The organism is Rhizobium sp. A37_96, assembly GCF_053521765.1.
Genome location: NZ_JBNWDS010000004.1, coordinates 164,267 through 182,052, shown reverse-complemented (window position 1 = coordinate 182,052; position 17,786 = coordinate 164,267). Strand labels below are relative to the sequence as shown.

The following is a 17,786-nucleotide window of genomic DNA, read 5'->3' as shown; positions in this document are numbered from 1 at the left end:
ATGGGCGGCAGCGGCGTCATCGACAATTTCCTCGGGGTCTTCACCTCCTATATCGACAGTGGTTTCGGTCTTCTCGGCGGCGAGGTCGCCTTCATCGCCACGACGCTGATCGTCATTGACGTGACACTCGCCGCCCTGTTCTGGAGCTGGGGCGCCGACGACGACATCATCGCTCGTCTGGTGAAGAAGACTCTGTTCGTGGGCGTCTTCGCCTACCTGATCTCGAACTGGAACAAGCTTGCCCGCATCATCTTCGAGAGTTTTGCCGGCCTCGGTCTCAAAGGGTCGGGCACCGGTTTTTCGACGGCGGACCTCCTTCGCCCCGGACGGGTGGCGCAGGTCGGCCTCGATGCGGCGCGGCCTCTGCTTGAATCCATTTCCGATCTCATGGGATGGGTCGCATTCTTCGAGAATTTCATTCAGATCGCATGCCTGCTGTTCGCCTGGGCGCTCGTCCTGCTGGCGTTCTTCATTCTGGCCATCCAGCTGTTCGTCACGCTGATCGAATTCAAGCTGACGACCTTGGCCGGGTTCGTCCTCATTCCGTTCGGACTGTTCGGAAAGACGGCCTTCATGGCCGAAAGGGTTCTTGGCAATGTCGTCTCTTCCGGCATTAAGGTCTTGGTGCTCGCCGTCATCATCGGCATCGGCTCCACCCTGTTCAGCCAGTTTACTGCCGGTTTCGGCGGCGCCACACCGACGATCGACGATGCCATGGCCGTCGTGCTGGCCGCGCTTTCATTGCTGGGCCTCGGGATATTCGGTCCTGGCATCGCCAACGGCCTCGTTTCCGGAGGCCCGCAGCTCGGCGCGGGTGCTGCCGTCGGCACCGGCCTTGCCGTTGGTGGCGCAGCGCTTGCCGCAGGCGGCGCGGCCGGTCTGGCCTTGCGGGGTGGCGCCGCGGCATTGTCCGGTGGCGCGGTGGCTGTTCGGGGTGGAGCCGCGGCGGCGGGTGCCGCATCGGCCGCCTATCATCTCGGATCGATAGGACAGACCGGCGCTTCGGGCGTGGCGTCCGGTCTCGGCGGTGTCGCGCGCGGCGCAGGCTCCGCTGCCGTCTCGCCGCTCAAGCGCGCAGCCAGGCGATCGGCCGAAAGCGTCAAATCGAATTTTTCCGAAGGTGTGAAAGGCGGCTTCAGCGCGACCGGCGGCTCTTCCACGCTTGGCACCGTCGGCGGTGCCGATGCCGCCAATGATGATTCCTTTGCCGCCAACCCGGCGGCTTCGCGCGACGGCCCTCCCGATTGGGCCAAACGCATGAAACGCAGCCAGCACGTCAGCCACGGCGTTTCCGCCGCCGCTCATGCCGTCCGATCTGGCGACAGCCATGGCGGCGGCTCTTCCGTCAATCTCTCCGAAAGTGACCGCTCATGAGCTTGTTCAAACGACCGGCAGCCCACTACGGCAAGACGCCGCAACCCGAAACACCTTATCAGAAGGCCGCACAGGTTTGGGACGAGCGTATCGGCTCGGCCCGCGTGCAGGCGAGGAACTGGAGGTTCATGGCGTTCGGAAGCCTGATCCTGTCGGCAGGCTTTGCCGCAGCACTCGTCTGGCAGTCCACACGTGGGACCGTCGTGCCGTGGGTCGTACAGGTCGACAAGCTCGGCCAAGCCCAGACCGTCGCCGCTGCCACGGCCGGCTATCGTCCCACCGATCCGCAGGTCGCATGGCATCTGGCGAGATTCATCGAGCAGGTCAGGAGCATTCCCGCCGATCCCATCATCGTCCGACAGAACTGGCTCCGCGCCTATGACTGGACGACGGATCGCGGCGCGACGGCGCTGAACGACTATGCGCGGTCTAACGACCCGTTCACCAAGGTCGGCAAGCAACAGGTCGCCGTCGAGGTGTCGAGCGTCATTCGCGCGTCGCCCGACAGCTTCCGTGTCGCCTGGGTCGAGCGCCGCTACGAGAACGGCCAGCTTTCCACCACCGAGCGCTGGACCGCGATCCTCACCATTGTGATCCAGATGCCCCGCGATGCCGAGCGGCTCAAGTCCAATCCCCTCGGCATCTACGTCAACGCGATTTCGTGGTCGAGGGAGATGGGAGAATGAACAAGTCGCCGATCCGCAAAATCGGAAACCCGTCTTTCCACAAACCCGCATTTGCTGTCGTGCTCTTGTCCGCCGCCGCACTAGCCGGTTGCGCTACACCGCAAAAGCCGCCACAGATTCGCTACGATGCCGATGTGCCGGCACTGCCGGCCGTTCCTGCCGTGCTGACCGATGACCGTCCGAAGCCGCTGCACATTCCGCCTGGCTGGACGCCGGCGCGCGGAGGAGCCACGGCAACCACCCCGACCGGGCGGATTCAGAATGCCAATGACGCGGCCCGTGTCGAGCCGCGCCGGGAGGGCTACTACAACGCCATCCAGATCTATCCCTGGAGCGAAGGCGCCCTTTATCAGGTCTATGCCGCACCCGGCCAGATCACCGACATCGCGCTCGAACCCGGCGAAAGCCTGACCGGAGCCGGGCCGATCGCCGCCGGCGACACCACGCGCTGGATTATCGGCGATACCGAGGGCGGCAGCGGCACCTCGCGGCGCGTGCATGTGCTGGTGAAACCCTCACGTCCCGACATCACCACCAACCTGGTGATTTCCACCGATCGTCGTACCTATCTGATCGAATTACGCTCCGGTGAGAAACCCTATATGCCTTCGGTTTCATGGTCTTACCCGCAGATGCCGGGCTCGCGGCAGTCCATTCCTGACACACCGGCTATTCCGACGATAGCGGCGCGAAATTACCGCTACGGCCTCACCGGCGACACGCCGCCCTGGCGGCCGGTCTCCGTCTATGACGATGGCCGCAAGGTCTATGTCGAATTTCCGCGCGGCATCGTACAGGGGGAATTTCCGCCGCTCTTCGTCATCGGTCCGGAAGGCGAGGCGCAGATCGCCAATACCCGTATCTATCGGAACATTCTGATCGTCGATCGCCTCTTCGGTGCGGCGGAATTGCGCCTGGGCAGCGGCAAGCATCAGCAGACTGTGAGGATCGTCCGAACAAGCGGAGTCGTGCAGGCGCCGACAGTCCAAACCAGGGAAGGAGGGCGGTCGTCATGAGCGAGGCCGACAACCGCGAAGATGCAACCCAGGCCCCCGGTCCTGTTCCTTCCATGCGCTTGCGGGCAGAACCGCCGCGCGTCACCCGGCTATCGCGCAAGGTGCTCGCCGGACTTGGCCTGGTCGCGTCGCTCGGCATCGGTGGCGCATTGATCTATGCGCTTCAGACCCGAGATCGCGGCAATGGTGGCGAAGAGCTTTATTCGACCGAGAACCGAACCACTGCCGACGGTCTGGCAGGCTTGCCGCGGGACTATACCGGCCCGATCCTGGGGCCGGCTCTGCCCGGCGATCTCGGCCGTCCGATCCTCAGTGCGCAGGATCGTGGCCAGCCTGTCGTTGTGCCGACAACGCCGGGTGTCGATCCGGCCGAGCAACGACGCCTCGCCGAGGCGGAAGCTGCCCGAACCAGCCGCGTGTTCTTCCAGACAGAAACACGGACGACGGCAAGCGCGATAACGCCCAACGCGAATACGACGCCGAATCTTGCCGGTCTCGATCAGGCCGGAGCTCCCACGGCACAGGATCGGCAGGCCGCCTTCCTCAACGCCGCCGTCGATCGCCGCACCGTTGCAGCCGATCGCGTGATGCCGCCGGCGTCGCCCTATGTGCTGCAGGCCGGTTCGGTGATATCCGGAGCGCTTATCACCGGCATTCGCTCCGATCTCCCCGGCCAGATCATCGCCCAGGTCACCGAGAACATCTACGACAGCCCGACCGGCCGTATCCTGCTCGTTCCGCAAGGAACCCGCATCATCGGCCAATATGACAACAATGTCGGCTTCGGGCAGAGGCGTGTCCTTCTCGTCTGGAACCGGCTGATACTCCCGAATGGACGATCCATCGTCCTCGAACGACAGCCTGGCGCCGATACACAGGGCTATGCCGGTCTCGAGGACGGTGTCGACTACCACTGGTGGGAGCTGGCGAAGGCAGCCGGTCTTTCGACGCTGCTCTCGGTTGGTGCAGAACTCGCCATGGACGACGAGGACCGGCTGATCCAGGCCATCCGCAACGGCGGCCAGGATACGATCAATGACGCCGGACAACAGATCATCCGCCGCCAATTGCAGATCGCGCCCACCCTGACCATCAGGCCCGGATTTCCGGTCCGGATTGTCGTCACCCGTGATCTCGTGATGGAGCCCTATAGAGGTTAAACCAATGGCCAAATTAAAACTCGGACCGTTCATTGACAATAAACCCGTCAAGGTGAGCATTGAGCTACCCGGATCGCTATATCGGGATCTGGTTGCGTATGCCGATTTGCTCGGCAGCGAGCAGGTAAATCCGATTGGGGATCCGATTCGGCTGATCGTGCCGATGTTGCAGCGGTTCATGGCAACGGATCGGGGTTTTGCCAAGGCGCGGCGTTCGCAATGATCGCCGATGCCTTTGGAGGTGGACAAGAAGTGCCACTTCATTTGCCGCCGGCGATTCGGCTCGCGATGCCACCGGCCGGTTTCATTTTACGCGAAAATATATACCCAGGTGGTAGAAATTGCCCTTCTTGCAAACCCATCGGGGTTGGTCATCCGTAGACAGGCACGTTTCGGCGAGGACGTGAAAAAAATCAGTTACGGTTTTGATCTTCCCGCATCGCCCTGACCCCGTCGATTCTGCTGCAGACCTTACGCATGCCAATCAACGTCTCCATCTTCATCTAGTTCCCGCACTGGCAGATATGCGTTGGTCTCCAGCCATTCCTTGACGATGTAGCGGATCATGTCGTTTCTCGTCATCCCGAGCTCCTGGGCAATGGAGAGCAAGGCCTCTTCAGTTTCGACATCCAGGCCAATCGGTGCGGCATTCCGGATCATGAGCGCCGCGCGTCGCAGCATGACTTGCAGATCGGCACGCGATGCATCGCCAATGCGGTCTGCTGTATGATCAAGCTGACCTGCCATATCCCTTGGCATGCGTGTGTCTCCGTTTTGAAAGATGGTATTGCCCATCATTCCACTCCTTCAGGTCTGGTCAAGACTTGGTTCCCAACCACGCACCATGCCTTTGCTCATCACAGCAGAGGTGAGCGTAAGCTGATATCTGAGGTGCTGAATTCGTTGCACGAGGTCGGTGATGGCCGCCCTCGCATCGCCACCATGTGCGTCAAGGATCACTTCAATCGGATCGAGCTCCGGTTCTGAGGTCAATGTGGTGGCTTCAGCATTCATTGGACGCACGTCTCCATTCCGCCGGAACGTGGCGGTTGTCATCATCAAGTTATAGGTAAACTCAGGCCGGGGCGCAGCTTGCGTTTGTTCTTGTTATGTTCTCATCTGGGAGAGAGTCAAGCTCATGTGATCTTGGTAGCGCTGAGAAGGTTTTCCATTTTCGCAAACGGGACATGACAGGAGATCGTGTTAGAGGCCGAGCGATTGTCAGACCGAATACTCAATGGGAAATGACGGCTCCGCGTGGCCGAGCCGGCTTGCGAGAACGAAATCTCTCCAATCTCCAACTTCCAGAAGGCCGTGGTCGCGACTTTTCTATCAAGGTTTGAGGGATGGCCAAGAAACTCGATCAATGCATCTGATAATCTATCAGCGATCTTGACCGAGTAAGAGCAGGCTTTGCGCGCATATGGCCCGCGCGCTACCCAAAACGAAATCGGTTCTTCATTTTCGAGCTTTGCCGTCTTCGGCAACCACTTGAATCCGACCATTCATGCTCAGGGAGTAGAAGAATGACGCCGTGCCGTTGAGGCTCTTTGCGCGTTGTGGGCTGCTGACATACCAATCGAAATCGCCAGTCACCCGGCAAAGGTCTCCGCCGCAGGAGACCACAACGCTTTCCGGTCTCAGCCGATACACTCTATTCGGCCACCGCTCAAAAAACTTGGCCTTGTCATCGAGTATCTCGCTCAATCTCTTTTGCTTGCCATAAAAGTTGACTTCACCCGCATAAACACTGGAAGCGAACGCGACCGCCTGATTGGCCGGCAAGCTTCCGGAATTCACCAATTCAGAGACAAAGTTTCTGGCCGTCGTCTCTTCTTGCCTCATCGCGTTGACCGAAGCAGGCGCTGATTGAATTGTCGGGGTAGAGGACGGTACAGACGAAATCTGGCTGCCTGCTGCATCGGGCGAGAGATGCTCTATCCCGAACTGTTTGATTTCGTCTGCGCTGAAGAAATGGATGTCATCAGACAATGTCCGAAACATAATCGGAAAAATACGGGCATCGACGCCGTACTTGTTCAACGTGTCGAGGATATCGGAGATATTCAGCTGCGCGTCGCCCAGGCCGACATTGCCGCTGATCTGATGTACGCCGAGCCGGCCCTGAACAATTCGATTTCTGCCGGCAAAGAAAACGTAGGCACAGGCCGACGCACAGACGGAATCCGAAGGTATGACAGTGCTCATGCCTTTCGTGTAGACGTCATCAGCAATAAGCAAGCCGTTCTGAACATCACCGCCCGGGCTATTCAGCACCAGGATTTTCACATTCGGGTTGGCCGCCAACATCCTTCTAAAAGACAGAGCAGACCGAGAATCGATTGGCCCATCCAAGCGTATTGCTAGCGGCCAAACAGGCGATATGGAAAACGGTGCGACGTTGTCTTCCGCTCGGACATTGATAGCCCATAAGAGAAAGACAATTCCTACCAAGAATACCCGACTAAAAGACACGACACGGACCCTCTACTCCGCGGATCATTACCAAATAGCGAGCGAATGTCGATAAAGAGATTTCGCCTCAAAGTTACAGCGGCTGGATTTCTAGTGTCCCGGCTTGATTTATTATTTACCGCACTCGAGGATCGCTATCAGACGCGAGGGCGATGCCTTCCAGAGACAAGATAAAGGTCCCCGCTTCACCAACATTTCCAGGCAGCGGTGATGGGCCAAGTTATTTGAGTGGGGACAGCTTTGAGGATTTCATTGGAAGTTCGAACATTGCACCGCCTGACACGTTTCCCGCAACTGTGCCAATGGCCGGCCACAATGCAATAAGTCGCTCTGCCTGTTTCAACACACTGGATTTGTACAGCCCCTGCGACAGAAACATGCCCACGAGTTTCGAGCTTTGAAAAGCCGCCTTCTCAGCGCGGTTTCTGGTGATCCGACGATCGCCCGATATGAAAATCCATCCGCCCTGCTTTGACAATTCGGCAATGAGATCGACATCTTTTATATTCGGTGGAAACTTATCTCTCAGCGCTACGATCTCGTGGTCGTCTCCCATCAGAGCCTGAAGGCTCCTTGCCAATCGGGGAGAAAGGTTGTGATCGAAGAGGACCTTCACGCTGCCAGTGATTCCTCAAAGGCTACGGCGTCTCTAACGACTGCTATGGGGATCTCATAGAGTTTTGCGACCGCCCGCTCGGATCCTTCCGCCTTGACCGCCTGTGCCAGCGCAATTGTGGGTACATTGTAGACAGCGGTTGTCGGCTGGCCAAACACAAGCTCAGGGTCAACGATGATAGTCGCCTTCCCCTTAAACGGACGCCAGCGACTTACGGCGTCATTATCGATGTCCAGATCTTTGAACGTCCGCTCGATGATGGTCTTGATCGTGTATTGCTTCTTCTTCAAATCCAGAAGATTTTCGTCGCCGGACGTATTGACGCTTTCCAGAAAGATCGTCTTTCCATCCGTCTGAAAGCGTCGCGTTGAAAAAGGCCTGTCATCGTTGACGCATTCTCTTGCATAGACGAGGCAATGCCTGATTGTTTTCAGGCCGAGGCCGGCGTCGATGAAGGCGCCGACAAACCGCAGTTCGATGAGGTCACGAAAACCAAGTTCGATATGCCCGTCAGCCTGCGGCAACTGGCTTTGCCACAGGGGATCGACGTGCAGCGTTTCGCCCTGGTGTGTGTAGTCGTACCCGCCAAGCCATCTGCGGACGTTCCGCACGGGAATATTCAAGAGGCGTGCGGCATCGCTGGCGGAATAATAGCCAATACCGAATGGAATAGGCTTCTCGCTGCCACTCATTGTGATTTGCCATCCCCGCTTGAATTCGCCGGCATTATCCGCTTGCCGATCATCTCGTCAAAGAATTTATTTTCCTTATGGCGATTATCGTATGACAACGAAAAATTGTTCCTTCATCGAACCCAGTTATTCCAGCGTTGAAGCAATATGGCGGTATTGGCATTGATCCAGTCTGCGTCTGGTACGACGATGCTATCGCGAACATCTTCAGCGCTTGGCATAGACTTTCGAACGTCCTCGGGGATCAGTGCGGCCGCCTCGCTGCTTGGCGGTGTGCAGGATAGTATCGCGCAAGCCTTCGCCTGCGCCTGCGGTGAATTGAGCCAGAAAGCCATCAACTTCAGCGCATTGTCACGATGTGGAGCGCCTTTGATCAGAGCGACGCGATCGCCGACAAGAAAAGACGCTTTGTAGGACCAGCCAATAGGCAAGCCTTCGTTTTGCATTGCCTTTGCCCGTGTCAACCAGATCTGCCCGAGCGAATAATCCCCGTTACGAAAACCCTGCACACTCTGGTCACCAGTCTTCCACCAGATGGAGACTGCCGGACGAATCTCATCGAGCTTGTTTAGCGCGCGATCGACATCGAGGGGGAAGAGCTTATCCCGGCTCACACCGTCGGCCAGGAGTGCCGCCGCCATCACCCGCCAGGGATCGTCAAAATTGGGAAATGCGCGGCCACCCGGAAATTTCTTCGTATCCCACATGTCCGCCCAAGTTTCCGGGACGGCATCACCGGCCTTACCAAGCCGATAGGCAAGGAGTGTGGCCGTCGACTGAAGAAGAGCGCCGCCGGCCGTACAGGCATGCGGCCCAAGATCCTTGCGGTCGATGAATTGGCGGCAGAATTCGGTGAGGTCCTCGGTGACCTTGCGATGCGCCTCGGAAGCTGCCTGGATCTCGCCATCGAGATAAAGATCCCAGGTGACATTACCTGTTTTCACCATCGCGCTGGCCTTGGCACGCATTTCAGCGTTGGTGGCAACAACCGTCACAACTTCGATACCGGTCGCCTTGGTGAATGGGTCGAACCATGCCTCTTTGAGCGCGCGGTCATATGCGCCGCCGGTTGAAGCGATGATGACCTGTTCTGTGGCCATTGCCGATTGTGGAGGCACAAGAAGCCAAAGGAGACTGGCGGCAACACAGGCCAGTTGCTGGGGTTGGAGTTTGCGGGTTGGATGGCTTTTGGATGACATGGAATGCTCCGCCTCTTTGTTTGAATTTAGGTAGGCTTGACGTCATCGCCCGGTTTTGCGGGCGGTCAACAAGTGTGCCGTTCCCATCAAAAGCAGGGAGACGGCGACGAGAACTGCGGATGCTGCGGCAATCACCGGTGTGAGATTGAAGTCAATGTCCTCGAACATTTTCCGTCCGATCGATTTTCCGCCAGTCTCCGAGATGAAAAAGGCGACCGTCGCTTCGTCGAATGATGCGATGAACGCGAAGACGGCCGCGGAGGCGATGCCGGGCGCAATATTCGGCAGAATAATTCGAAAGAATGTCTGCAGACGGTTGGCGCCACAGCTCAAACCCGCGAGTTCCAGCATAGGGTCGATTCGCTGGAGCGATGCCGTGACGGTGATGACGACATAGGGAATGGCGAGCACGGTATGTGCGATCAGAAAGCCGATGAAGCTGCCGGTGAGTTGCAGCGGAGAGAACACCAGATAGAGAGCGACGCCAAAAACGATGTGCGGAACGATCATCGGTGCAACCGCAAAGATCTGCAGCGCATTCTTGAAGGGCAGGGCGCCCCGGACGATCGCGAGTGATGCCATTGTGCCGATGATTGTGGCGCCGATGGTGGTCGCGATCGCAATCCTGATGCTGAACCAGGTCGCGGCCATCCAATCCGGGTCGCTGAAATAGGCCTGATACCAGCGCAAGGTTAGCCCTTGCGGCGGGAACTGAATGTAATCGGTCTGACTGAGAGACATCGGGATGATGAGCAGCGTCGGCAGGATGAGGAAGAACAGAATGCTTCCCACGAGAACGCCAGCGCCTAGCACCGCAGCTGCTCTACCGAGAGGATGCAGGGATGCGATTCTCAGCCTTCCGGTCGTAGAAACGTGCGGCGGCAAGGCGGAAGATTGGTCAATATACACCGCTGAATCCTTTGCTGCGCGAAAGCGCCTTGCGAAACACGACGATGAAAACGATCGTCATGACGAGAAGAACCGTCGATAGGGCTGCGGCGAACGGCCAATCAAGCAGGACGGTGGTTTGCTGGCCAATCAGGTTTGCCATCAGCATCGATCCCGGGCCTCCCACCAGCGCCGGTGTGATGTAAAATCCAAGGGCAAGCACGAAACACATGGTCGCTCCGGCAAAGACGCCCGGAAGGCTTAGCGGCAAGGTCACGTAGAGAAAGGCTCGGATCGGTCCCGCTCCGAGATTGCGGGCCGCCCTGACGTAGTCGTCGGGGAGTAGCCGCAAAGTGGAAAAGATCGGCAGGATGGCGAAGGGCAGCAACACATGCGTCATTGCGAGCACGACAGCGCCTTGCGTGTAGAGGAGTTTGAGCGGCTCTTCCGTCAAGTTCATTGACATCAGCAAGGAATTTACGATCCCTCGGCGCTGGAGCAGCACGATCCAACCATAGGAGCGGATTAGCACGGAGGTCCACAATGGGATAAAAACGCATGCCGCAATCACCAGCGCCAGCCTCCCTTTGAGGCGGGCCATGACAAGTGCGACGGGATAGGCCGCGGCAACGCAGCTCAAGGTGACGGCAACCGCTATCCCGACGGTGTCGCCAAGAACAGACGCATAGAGAGGATCAGTGAAAAAGCGCCCGTAGGTAGCCGAAGGGCCGCCGCTAAAGCTGAGTGCAATTAGCTTGGTCAGAGGATAGAGGAAGCCTATCGCCAAGATCGCCAAAAGTGGGGCGACCAAGAGCAATGACGGCACTATCGCATAGTGCCGGGCGGAGTGCGGCCGCAGCCAGCCGACCGATAGCGCTTGACGCTGAGCCGCTGAAAATGAAACAGGAAAGCTCATGCTGCAAGCTCCTCCTTGACCGGAAAAATCTGCAGCTTTGCATCATCGAAGGTGACCTCGACGCTGGTTCCATTGATGAACGATGTGGCCTTGCTAGCTGGCATCTCGACTCGCAGGACCACGTCACGCAATCTTGTCAGGCGGACAAGTAGGACATGGGTCGAGCCAAAGAAGACTGACGCTTCGACCACGCCGGTAGCGGCGCTGTCGCTGCTTTGGCCAATTGGCGTGAGGCGAATGTGTTCGGGCCTGATGGCGAGATGGACCGCTGCCGTTCTGGCAAGGGCTAACGCTCTATCATCATAGGCTGTTGGCACGCGCAAGCGGATGCCTTCCGCGAGCTGAACGATACGGTCACTGCCTTCGGATCCGTGATAAATGCCAGGCACAAAGTTCATCACGCCGATGAAGTCAGCAACGAAGGCGTTCGCAGGTTTCCCGTAGAGTTCAGCAGGCGTGCCGATCTGCTGCAGTTCGCCTTGCCTCATCACCGCGACACGATCGGACATCGCCAGAGCCTCATCCTGATCGTGTGTGACATAGACGATCGTTGCGCCAAGTCGTTGCTGGATACGCTTGAGCTCGAATTGCATCGCCTCGCGCAGCTTCTTGTCGAGTGCGCCGAGCGGTTCATCCATGAGAATGACCGGCGGATCGGAAACCAGTGCGCGGGCGACCGCGACACGTTGCTGCTGACCTCCCGAAAGCTGGTTCGGATAGCGGTCGCGATAGTCGGAGAGCTGGACGAGCTGAAGCATCTCTTCCACTCGAGCCTTCAGCGGAGCAGCTGCCAGGGCTCGACGCATCTTCAGCGGAAACCCGATATTCTGCCCGACCGTCAGGTGCGGAAACAGTGCGTATTTCTGAAAGACCATGCCGATGTCACGGCGGTTGGGCGGCAGAGAGGTGACATCCTTATCGCCGATGCGGATCGCACCCGCCGTAGGCGTCTCGAAGCCGGCAATCATGGTCAGTAAAGATGTCTTGCCGGATCCGGACGGACCGACAATCGAGACGAATTCGCCTGGCTCGATTTCCAGGTTTGTGTCTCGGACAGCCCAAACGTCTCCGTAGCGCTTTCGGAGCCCCGAAAGGATCAATCTTCGGCCAATCAAATCATTGTCCTCCTTCAGTTGAGTGAGAATTCCCCATTTTTTGTTGCTCGGCATTAGCCGTTCGCAGGCGGTGCTGGCCTATTTCAGGCAGCCCGCAGATCGCTCGAATACAGAATTCATTGAACCAGCAGCCCGGTGACAGTCACAAAGCGCGCTGCTAAAGCTATTTTGATGTGACAATCGCTTTGCGAAAACTTCACATAATCTTTTTGTTGCATCAAAAAATAGCACTGTCAACATGCGGGAACGGGAAATGATATTGGCATTGGGCGAAGGTGCGGGTTTGGATCGGCAGGCGGTCGGATTGGGAGATGCTGCCTATCGGGAAATGAAGGAGCGCTTGATCCGTGGTGTCTATGAGCCTGGCTACAAGATGACGGTTCGCGCGGTCGCGGAGGAACTGGGTATCAGTTCGACGCCTGCGCGCGATGCCATCAACCGCCTGATCGGCGATGGCGCATTGATTTATGCTGGTCCCAAGACGGTGATAGTTCCCATTCTCAGTGAGGCCGATTTAAAGGAGATAACCCTGGTTCGCCTTGCTCTGGAAGGACTTGCGGCGGAGCGAGCGGCGCAAGAGGGGTCGGAGCAAACCATTGAGACTCTTAGGAAATTGCAGGAGAATATCAATTCCGCCTTGGTGGAAAAAGACTACACGACGGCGCTGTGGCACAATAAGGAATTTCACTTCTCGGTATATCGCCTCGCCGGCCTTCCTCACCTTACTGCGATGATTGAGGGGCTTTGGCTGCGCGTTGGTCCGTCGCTCTACAACCTCTATCCGGAGTTTGCCGAGGAGAAGTATGGAGTGCGCAATCACGAAATGGCGATGGAGGCGCTCGCTGAGCGTGATGGAGCCGCATTAAGGGCTGCTTTCGAGAGCGATATTCGCGATGGGTTTCGTAGCCTGCGGCGTGCAGCGCGTGCAAATCGACACCTTTAGACTCAAAATTTGATGCATTGACTTGACGACGAGTAATTTTGTTGCAACAAAAATATAAAGGCGGTGCAAAGACGCACGTCTGAACTTGCAACGGAAAGCTTCCTGTCATGTTTACGGATAAAGCTCAGGGACGAGGTTGGTCGGCTATCAGAGCGCGATCATCCCATCTCTTTCGCCGGGGAAAAAGCGTGTTCCCGGCCGGTGTCACACGCTCCACGATCGAGAGGGACCCGATCCCGATTTACGTCGCCAGGGGCGAGGGGGCTCATGTCTGGGACGCGGACGGCAACCGTCTGCTCGACCTCAACAACAACTTTACGACATTGATCCATGGGCACGGTTTTGCGCCCGTCACCGAGGCCGTCGAAAAAGTCCTGAAAACTGGCACATGTTTCGCCAACCCCACGGAACACGAGATCGCGCTCGGCGAGCTCCTGGTGTCGCGCATACCGGCGATGGAACAGGTGCGTTTCGTCAATAGTGGTACCGAAGCCGTCATGTTTGCCATCAAGGCTGCCCGTGCCTTTACGCGGCGATCGGCAATCGTCCGCTTCGTAGGTGCCTATCACGGCGCCTATGACTGGGCCGAGGCCGGTCAGGGCGGCGTCATAACGGATAATGATTCCGGCGGTAGTCAACCGAAGCTTGGTTATCCCGGTGCGCCGCAATCAATTGCCGACAAAGTCCTCGTTCTGGATTTCAACGACGCGGCCGGTATAGAGCCGGCAATTGCGCCGAGAGCAAACGACGTTGCTGCCATTCTCATCGACCCGATGCCGAGCAGGGCAGGGCTACTACCTCCAGCGCCGGACTTCATCGCTGCGGTGTCCGCCGTCGCCCGTAAGTACGGCATCCTTGTCATCGCCGATGAAGTTCTCAATCTGAGGCAGGGTTTTGCCGGTGCTTCGGCCCGCTATGGCCTTGAACCGGATCTGATCACCGCCGGCAAGATCATCGGCGGCGGCTTCCCGGTAGGCGCCATTGGTGGCCGCATGGACGTCATGGCCGTTTTCGGTACTGAGGATGAGGTACCGCTTGTTTCGCAAGGCGGCACATTTTCCGCAAATCCCGTGTCCATGGTTGCCGGAAAGGCCGCAATGGAGGCCATGACGATCGAGGCGTTCGATAGCGTTGAGCGCCTAGGGAATCGCTTGCGCGACGGATTGTCTCGTACGGCTCTCAAATGGCGGGCGCCGTTTTCTGTTTCCGGAGCAGCGTCCCTGTTTCGCATCCATCCAAGGGCGATAGCGCCGACGAGTTTCCATTTGGCAACCATGACGCCCAAGGAAAATGACGTCATGCGGGCGCTCTCACGACATTTCCTGGCATGCGGGATTTTGCTGCCGTTCGGCGCCGCGGCATGCCTGTCGACACCGATGTCTGATGCCGATGTCGAAAGCATAGTCGCGGTATTTGACGATTTTCTGGAAAAGAACAGCAGAACGGGTTGGGAGGAACGGCAATGAAGGAAACCTCAATGATGAACAGCGTCGCGGACCGGATTGCAGAAGCGCTCGGACGCCATGGTGTCGAGATGATCTTTGCCCAAAGCTTGCCGTCGGCGCTCATCCTTGCCGCCGAGGCGCGCGGCATTCGCCAGATTGCCTATCGGCAGGAAAATATGGGTGGAGCCATGGCGGACGGCTATGCCCGCACCTCCGGAAAAGTCGGGGTGGTTGCCGCCCAGAACGGCCCCGCCGCGACCCTCCTCGTGCCGCCGTTTGCCGAATGCCTGAAGGCAAGCATTCCGGTTGTCGCGTTGGTCCAGGATGTTGAACGCGACCAGACCGACCGGAACGCTTTCCAGGATTTCGATCAGATTGCCCTGTTTCAATCCTGCACCAAATGGGTCCGGCGCGTCACGGTTGCCGAACGGGTCGACGACTACGTGGATGCGGCGTTCACTGCCGCCACCTCAGGCCGCCCCGGACCGGTGGCGTTGCTTCTGCCGGCGGACCTTCTGCGCTCGCCCGCGCCCGTTGCCAAGCCCCGTACCCGAAATCTCGGAAGATGGCCGCTTGATCGAACGCGGCCGTCGGATCGCGATCTGCAAGACGCCGCCGAACGGATCGCCAGTGCCCGATCACCTGTCGTCCTGGCCGGCGGCGGTGTCCATTGCGGCGGGGCTGCGGAAGAACTGGCACGTTTGCAGGATGAGGCCTGCCTGCCTGTCTTCACGACCAACATGGGGAAGGGTGCGGTCAGTGAATTCCACCCGCTGTCTGCCGGTGTGCTGGGTTCACTGGTCGGCCCGCGATCCCTGGGCCTCTACAGTCATGAACTTATGTCGGAAGCAGATCTGGTCGTGCTTGTCGGCACTCGCACCAATCAGAACGGCACCGACAATTGGCGGCAGATTCCAGCCAAAGCAAATGTGATCCATATCGATATCGATCCAACCGAGGTGGGCCGAAACTATGAGGCTCTTCGGCTAATTGGCGATGCCAAGGAAACATTGGCGGCGTTGCGCCGGACGCTTCAAGCCTGCAACCTTGCGCTTAGGCGAACCCAGCGTGCGTCTCTCGAAGAGCGGATCACTTCATTCTGGCGCCATTTTGATGACGCGCGCCTTGCTCAACATGCGTCGGTCGATTCTCCCATTCGCCCGGAACGGGTGATGGCTGAGCTGCAGCCTTGGCTCGCGCGCGACATCACAATAGTGGCGGACGCCAGCTATTCCTCCATGTGGATCCTCGGACAGTTGAGGGCGCCGCGGGCCGGCATGCGTTTCATAACGCCACGGGGTCTCGCCGGACTTGGATGGGGTTTCCCGCTTGCGCTCGGCGCCAAGGCGGCCGAGCCGAAACGTCCCGTGGTCGCCGTCGTCGGCGACGGCGGTTTTGCTCATAGCTGGGCCGAGCTTGAGACGATGATACGCATGCGCCTGCCGGTGACCATCATCGTGCTCAACAACGGAATTCTCGGTTTTCAGCGTGATGCCGAGACCGTGAAGTTTGGCCAATATACGTCCGCATGCCATTTCGCCGACGTCGACCATGCGGCGCTTGCAAAAGCCTGTGGATGCCCGTCAATCCGGATCGACGATCCGGCAGCGCTCGCTCCGGCCCTGAAGCGTGGCATCGAAGGAAATGAACCACTGCTCATCGAAGTGATGACCGATCCGGAGGCCCATCCGCCCCTGTCGCTCTTCGCTGAGATGGATCGTGCCGCATGACCCCGGCTCCCCGGCAAAGGCTTGCTGTCGTCACCGGCGGTAGCTCGGGGATCGGTCTTGCAACGGCTTCAAGCCTGCTTGACCACGGCTACAAGGTAGCGTTCTTCGGTCAGCGTCAGGACCATGTTACGTCCGCAGAACAGATGCTTTCGGCGCGGTTCGGCGCCGAGAGTGTCTTTGCCCGGACGGTCGACTTGGCCAAGCCGATACAGATACAAAGGTTCTTCCACGCGCTGGAGCGCAAGTGGGCCATGCCGGATATTCTTGTCAGCAACGCGGGTATATCCCCAAAGGGCGAAAACGGTGCCACACCCTTTGCGGAGATCACCTCGAACGAGTGGCACTCGGTTCTCGCGATCAACCTGACGGGCGCAATGCGGTGCTGCCAGGCCGTCCTGCCGCATATGATCGATCGTGATTTCGGGCGCATCGTATTTATCAGTTCGATTGCTGGCCGGACAATCCCAAGGATATCAGGTGCAGCTTATGCCGCCTCGAAGTCAGCGCTTGCCGGCTTGGCCCGATCGTTGGTGGCGGCCTCTGCCGGTCACGGTATCACCGTCAATCTTATCGCTCCAGGCAGGATTGCCACCCAAATGGCAGGGGCACCAGACAGTGAGACCAACAGGACCGCGGTGGCGCGCATTCCAGTCGGACGCCTCGGGACGCCGGAGGATGTTGCCGCCGCCATCTGCTTTCTTGTCTCGGAAGTGGCGGGGTTCATCAACGGCGCGGTGCTTGATGTGAATGGGGGTGAGTTTGCTCCGTTATAGGGCAAGCCGGAGGAGGAGATATGGATTTTCGGATTCTGGTCCATTCGCGCAATGCGCAAATGTTTCTGCTTCTGCAACACGTCCTGGCAATCGAAGGTTTTTCCGTTTCGCTGACGGCGAGCATGGAAGATGCGGTAAATGTGCTGGACGACGAGTCCGTGCGCGCCATCATTGTCGATCACTCCGCGTGCGAAGCGCGTTTGGGAGATGTCGCTACCCTGAAGGCCATGCGGGGCGAAATCGCGATCGCGCTTCTTTGCAATCAATCCTACGACTCGCCGGATATGCCCTTCGATGAAACTGGCGCCGATCTTGTTTTGGCTCGCCCCTTTGATCCCGCGCAGCTCATCAATTTTCTTCGCCGGCTAAGGCTTGACGCGTTGATCGCGAACGGCGGAGCGGTAGCAAGCGCCGATGTACTTCGCTTTGCCGATCTCGAGATGAACTCAGCGACTGTCAAGGTGCGCAGGAATGGTCGCGATGTTCCACTGACTGCCTTGCAGTTCCGTCTCTTGCGGTATCTTTTGCAAAATCCTGAGGCCGTTCGAAGTCGGGAACAGCTAATTGCTGCGGCCTGGCCGGAGGATTCGGAGGTCGAGCCTCGGACGGTGGATATTCATATGGGGCATATTCGTAGGGCGCTTCGGAAGTTGGGACCGGATCTCATTCGTACAGTTCGTACGCGCGGATATGCGCTGGGCATTTACGATTGTTTAGAAAAATAGCAGAGGCTTCGTTTCCGGTGGTGGGGATCTGAT

At 58.4% G+C, this 17,786-nt stretch carries 19 protein-coding genes; 10 read left to right on the top strand and 9 right to left on the bottom strand.

Annotated elements, in window-relative coordinates; translation table 11 throughout:
* Genes trbL through ACQZ6J_RS14605 form a run of 5 tightly spaced genes read left to right on the top strand, consistent with a single transcriptional unit; the run spans position 1 to position 4,459 of the window.
* Positions 1-1,374: a P-type conjugative transfer protein TrbL gene (gene trbL / locus ACQZ6J_RS14625; RefSeq protein ID WP_449084575.1), complete on the top strand. Its 1,374-nt coding sequence runs from the start codon at positions 1-3 to the stop codon at positions 1,372-1,374.
* Entirely contained in the window at positions 1,371-2,060 is a 690-nt protein-coding gene (gene trbF, locus ACQZ6J_RS14620; RefSeq protein WP_449084574.1) for a conjugal transfer protein TrbF, read from the top strand. The genes trbL and trbF overlap by 4 nt, the downstream gene beginning before the upstream one ends.
* On the top strand, positions 2,057-3,076 hold the full coding sequence (gene trbG, locus ACQZ6J_RS14615; RefSeq protein ID WP_449084573.1) for a P-type conjugative transfer protein TrbG: 1,020 nt from the start codon (positions 2,057-2,059) through the stop codon (positions 3,074-3,076). Before trbF ends, trbG begins: the two co-directional genes overlap by 4 nt.
* Positions 3,073-4,236, top strand: coding sequence for a TrbI/VirB10 family protein (locus ACQZ6J_RS14610; protein ID WP_449084572.1), 1,164 nt, complete (start codon positions 3,073-3,075; stop codon positions 4,234-4,236). The genes trbG and ACQZ6J_RS14610 overlap by 4 nt, the downstream gene beginning before the upstream one ends.
* Before the next feature lie 4 nt (positions 4,237-4,240).
* Positions 4,241-4,459, top strand: coding sequence for a DUF2274 domain-containing protein (locus tag ACQZ6J_RS14605; RefSeq protein ID WP_449084571.1), 219 nt, complete (start codon positions 4,241-4,243; stop codon positions 4,457-4,459).
* Positions 4,460-4,707: 248 nt separating this feature from the next.
* Here ACQZ6J_RS14605 and ACQZ6J_RS14600 read toward each other — a convergent pair whose 3' ends face one another.
* The 9 genes from ACQZ6J_RS14600 to ACQZ6J_RS14560 form a co-directional block, all read right to left on the bottom strand.
* Positions 4,708-5,034: a CopG family transcriptional regulator gene (locus ACQZ6J_RS14600; RefSeq protein ID WP_449084570.1), complete on the bottom strand. Its 327-nt coding sequence runs from the start codon at positions 5,032-5,034 to the stop codon at positions 4,708-4,710.
* Between the two features lie 9 nt (positions 5,035-5,043).
* A complete protein-coding gene (locus ACQZ6J_RS14595) occupies positions 5,044-5,250 on the bottom strand; it encodes a dehydrogenase (RefSeq protein ID WP_449084569.1) in 207 nt (68 codons plus the stop codon).
* Positions 5,251-5,694: 444 nt separating this feature from the next.
* The gene (locus ACQZ6J_RS14590; protein ID WP_449084568.1) at positions 5,695-6,543 is read right to left on the bottom strand and encodes a hypothetical protein; all 849 of its coding nucleotides are present in this window, start codon (positions 6,541-6,543) and stop codon (positions 5,695-5,697) included.
* A gap of 388 nt (positions 6,544-6,931) precedes the next feature.
* Entirely contained in the window at positions 6,932-7,327 is a 396-nt protein-coding gene (locus tag ACQZ6J_RS14585) for a PIN-like domain-containing protein (protein ID WP_077472029.1), read from the bottom strand.
* Entirely contained in the window at positions 7,324-8,019 is a 696-nt protein-coding gene (locus tag ACQZ6J_RS14580; protein ID WP_077472028.1) for a hypothetical protein, read from the bottom strand. Before ACQZ6J_RS14580 ends, ACQZ6J_RS14585 begins: the two co-directional genes overlap by 4 nt.
* Positions 8,020-8,132: 113 nt before the next feature.
* On the bottom strand, positions 8,133-9,218 hold the full coding sequence (locus ACQZ6J_RS14575; protein ID WP_449084567.1) for an ABC transporter substrate-binding protein: 1,086 nt from the start codon (positions 9,216-9,218) through the stop codon (positions 8,133-8,135).
* Between the two features lie 42 nt (positions 9,219-9,260).
* Positions 9,261-10,067, bottom strand: a complete 807-nt coding sequence (locus ACQZ6J_RS14570) for an ABC transporter permease (protein WP_449084707.1) — start codon at positions 10,065-10,067, stop codon at positions 9,261-9,263.
* A gap of 49 nt (positions 10,068-10,116) precedes the next feature.
* Positions 10,117-11,022: an ABC transporter permease gene (locus ACQZ6J_RS14565; RefSeq protein ID WP_449084566.1), complete on the bottom strand. Its 906-nt coding sequence runs from the start codon at positions 11,020-11,022 to the stop codon at positions 10,117-10,119.
* Positions 11,019-12,137: an ABC transporter ATP-binding protein gene (locus tag ACQZ6J_RS14560; protein ID WP_449084706.1), complete on the bottom strand. Its 1,119-nt coding sequence runs from the start codon at positions 12,135-12,137 to the stop codon at positions 11,019-11,021. The genes ACQZ6J_RS14565 and ACQZ6J_RS14560 overlap by 4 nt, the downstream gene beginning before the upstream one ends.
* Positions 12,138-12,390: 253 nt before the next feature.
* On the opposite strand from ACQZ6J_RS14560, the gene ACQZ6J_RS14555 reads away from it, so the two are divergent.
* From ACQZ6J_RS14555 to ACQZ6J_RS14535, 5 genes are all read left to right on the top strand, one after another.
* The gene (locus ACQZ6J_RS14555) at positions 12,391-13,080 is read left to right on the top strand and encodes a GntR family transcriptional regulator (protein WP_449084565.1); all 690 of its coding nucleotides are present in this window, start codon (positions 12,391-12,393) and stop codon (positions 13,078-13,080) included.
* Between the two features lie 107 nt (positions 13,081-13,187).
* A complete protein-coding gene (locus ACQZ6J_RS14550; RefSeq protein ID WP_449084564.1) occupies positions 13,188-14,546 on the top strand; it encodes an aspartate aminotransferase family protein in 1,359 nt (452 codons plus the stop codon).
* 11 nt (positions 14,547-14,557) lie between these two features.
* Positions 14,558-16,255, top strand: a complete 1,698-nt coding sequence (locus ACQZ6J_RS14545) for an acetolactate synthase catalytic subunit (protein WP_449084563.1) — start codon at positions 14,558-14,560, stop codon at positions 16,253-16,255.
* Entirely contained in the window at positions 16,252-17,028 is a 777-nt protein-coding gene (gene fabG / locus ACQZ6J_RS14540; RefSeq protein ID WP_449084562.1) for a 3-oxoacyl-ACP reductase FabG, read from the top strand. The genes ACQZ6J_RS14545 and fabG overlap by 4 nt, the downstream gene beginning before the upstream one ends.
* Before the next feature lie 20 nt (positions 17,029-17,048).
* A complete protein-coding gene (locus tag ACQZ6J_RS14535) occupies positions 17,049-17,753 on the top strand; it encodes a winged helix-turn-helix transcriptional regulator (RefSeq protein ID WP_449084561.1) in 705 nt (234 codons plus the stop codon).
* Positions 17,754-17,786: the final 33 nt, after the last annotated feature.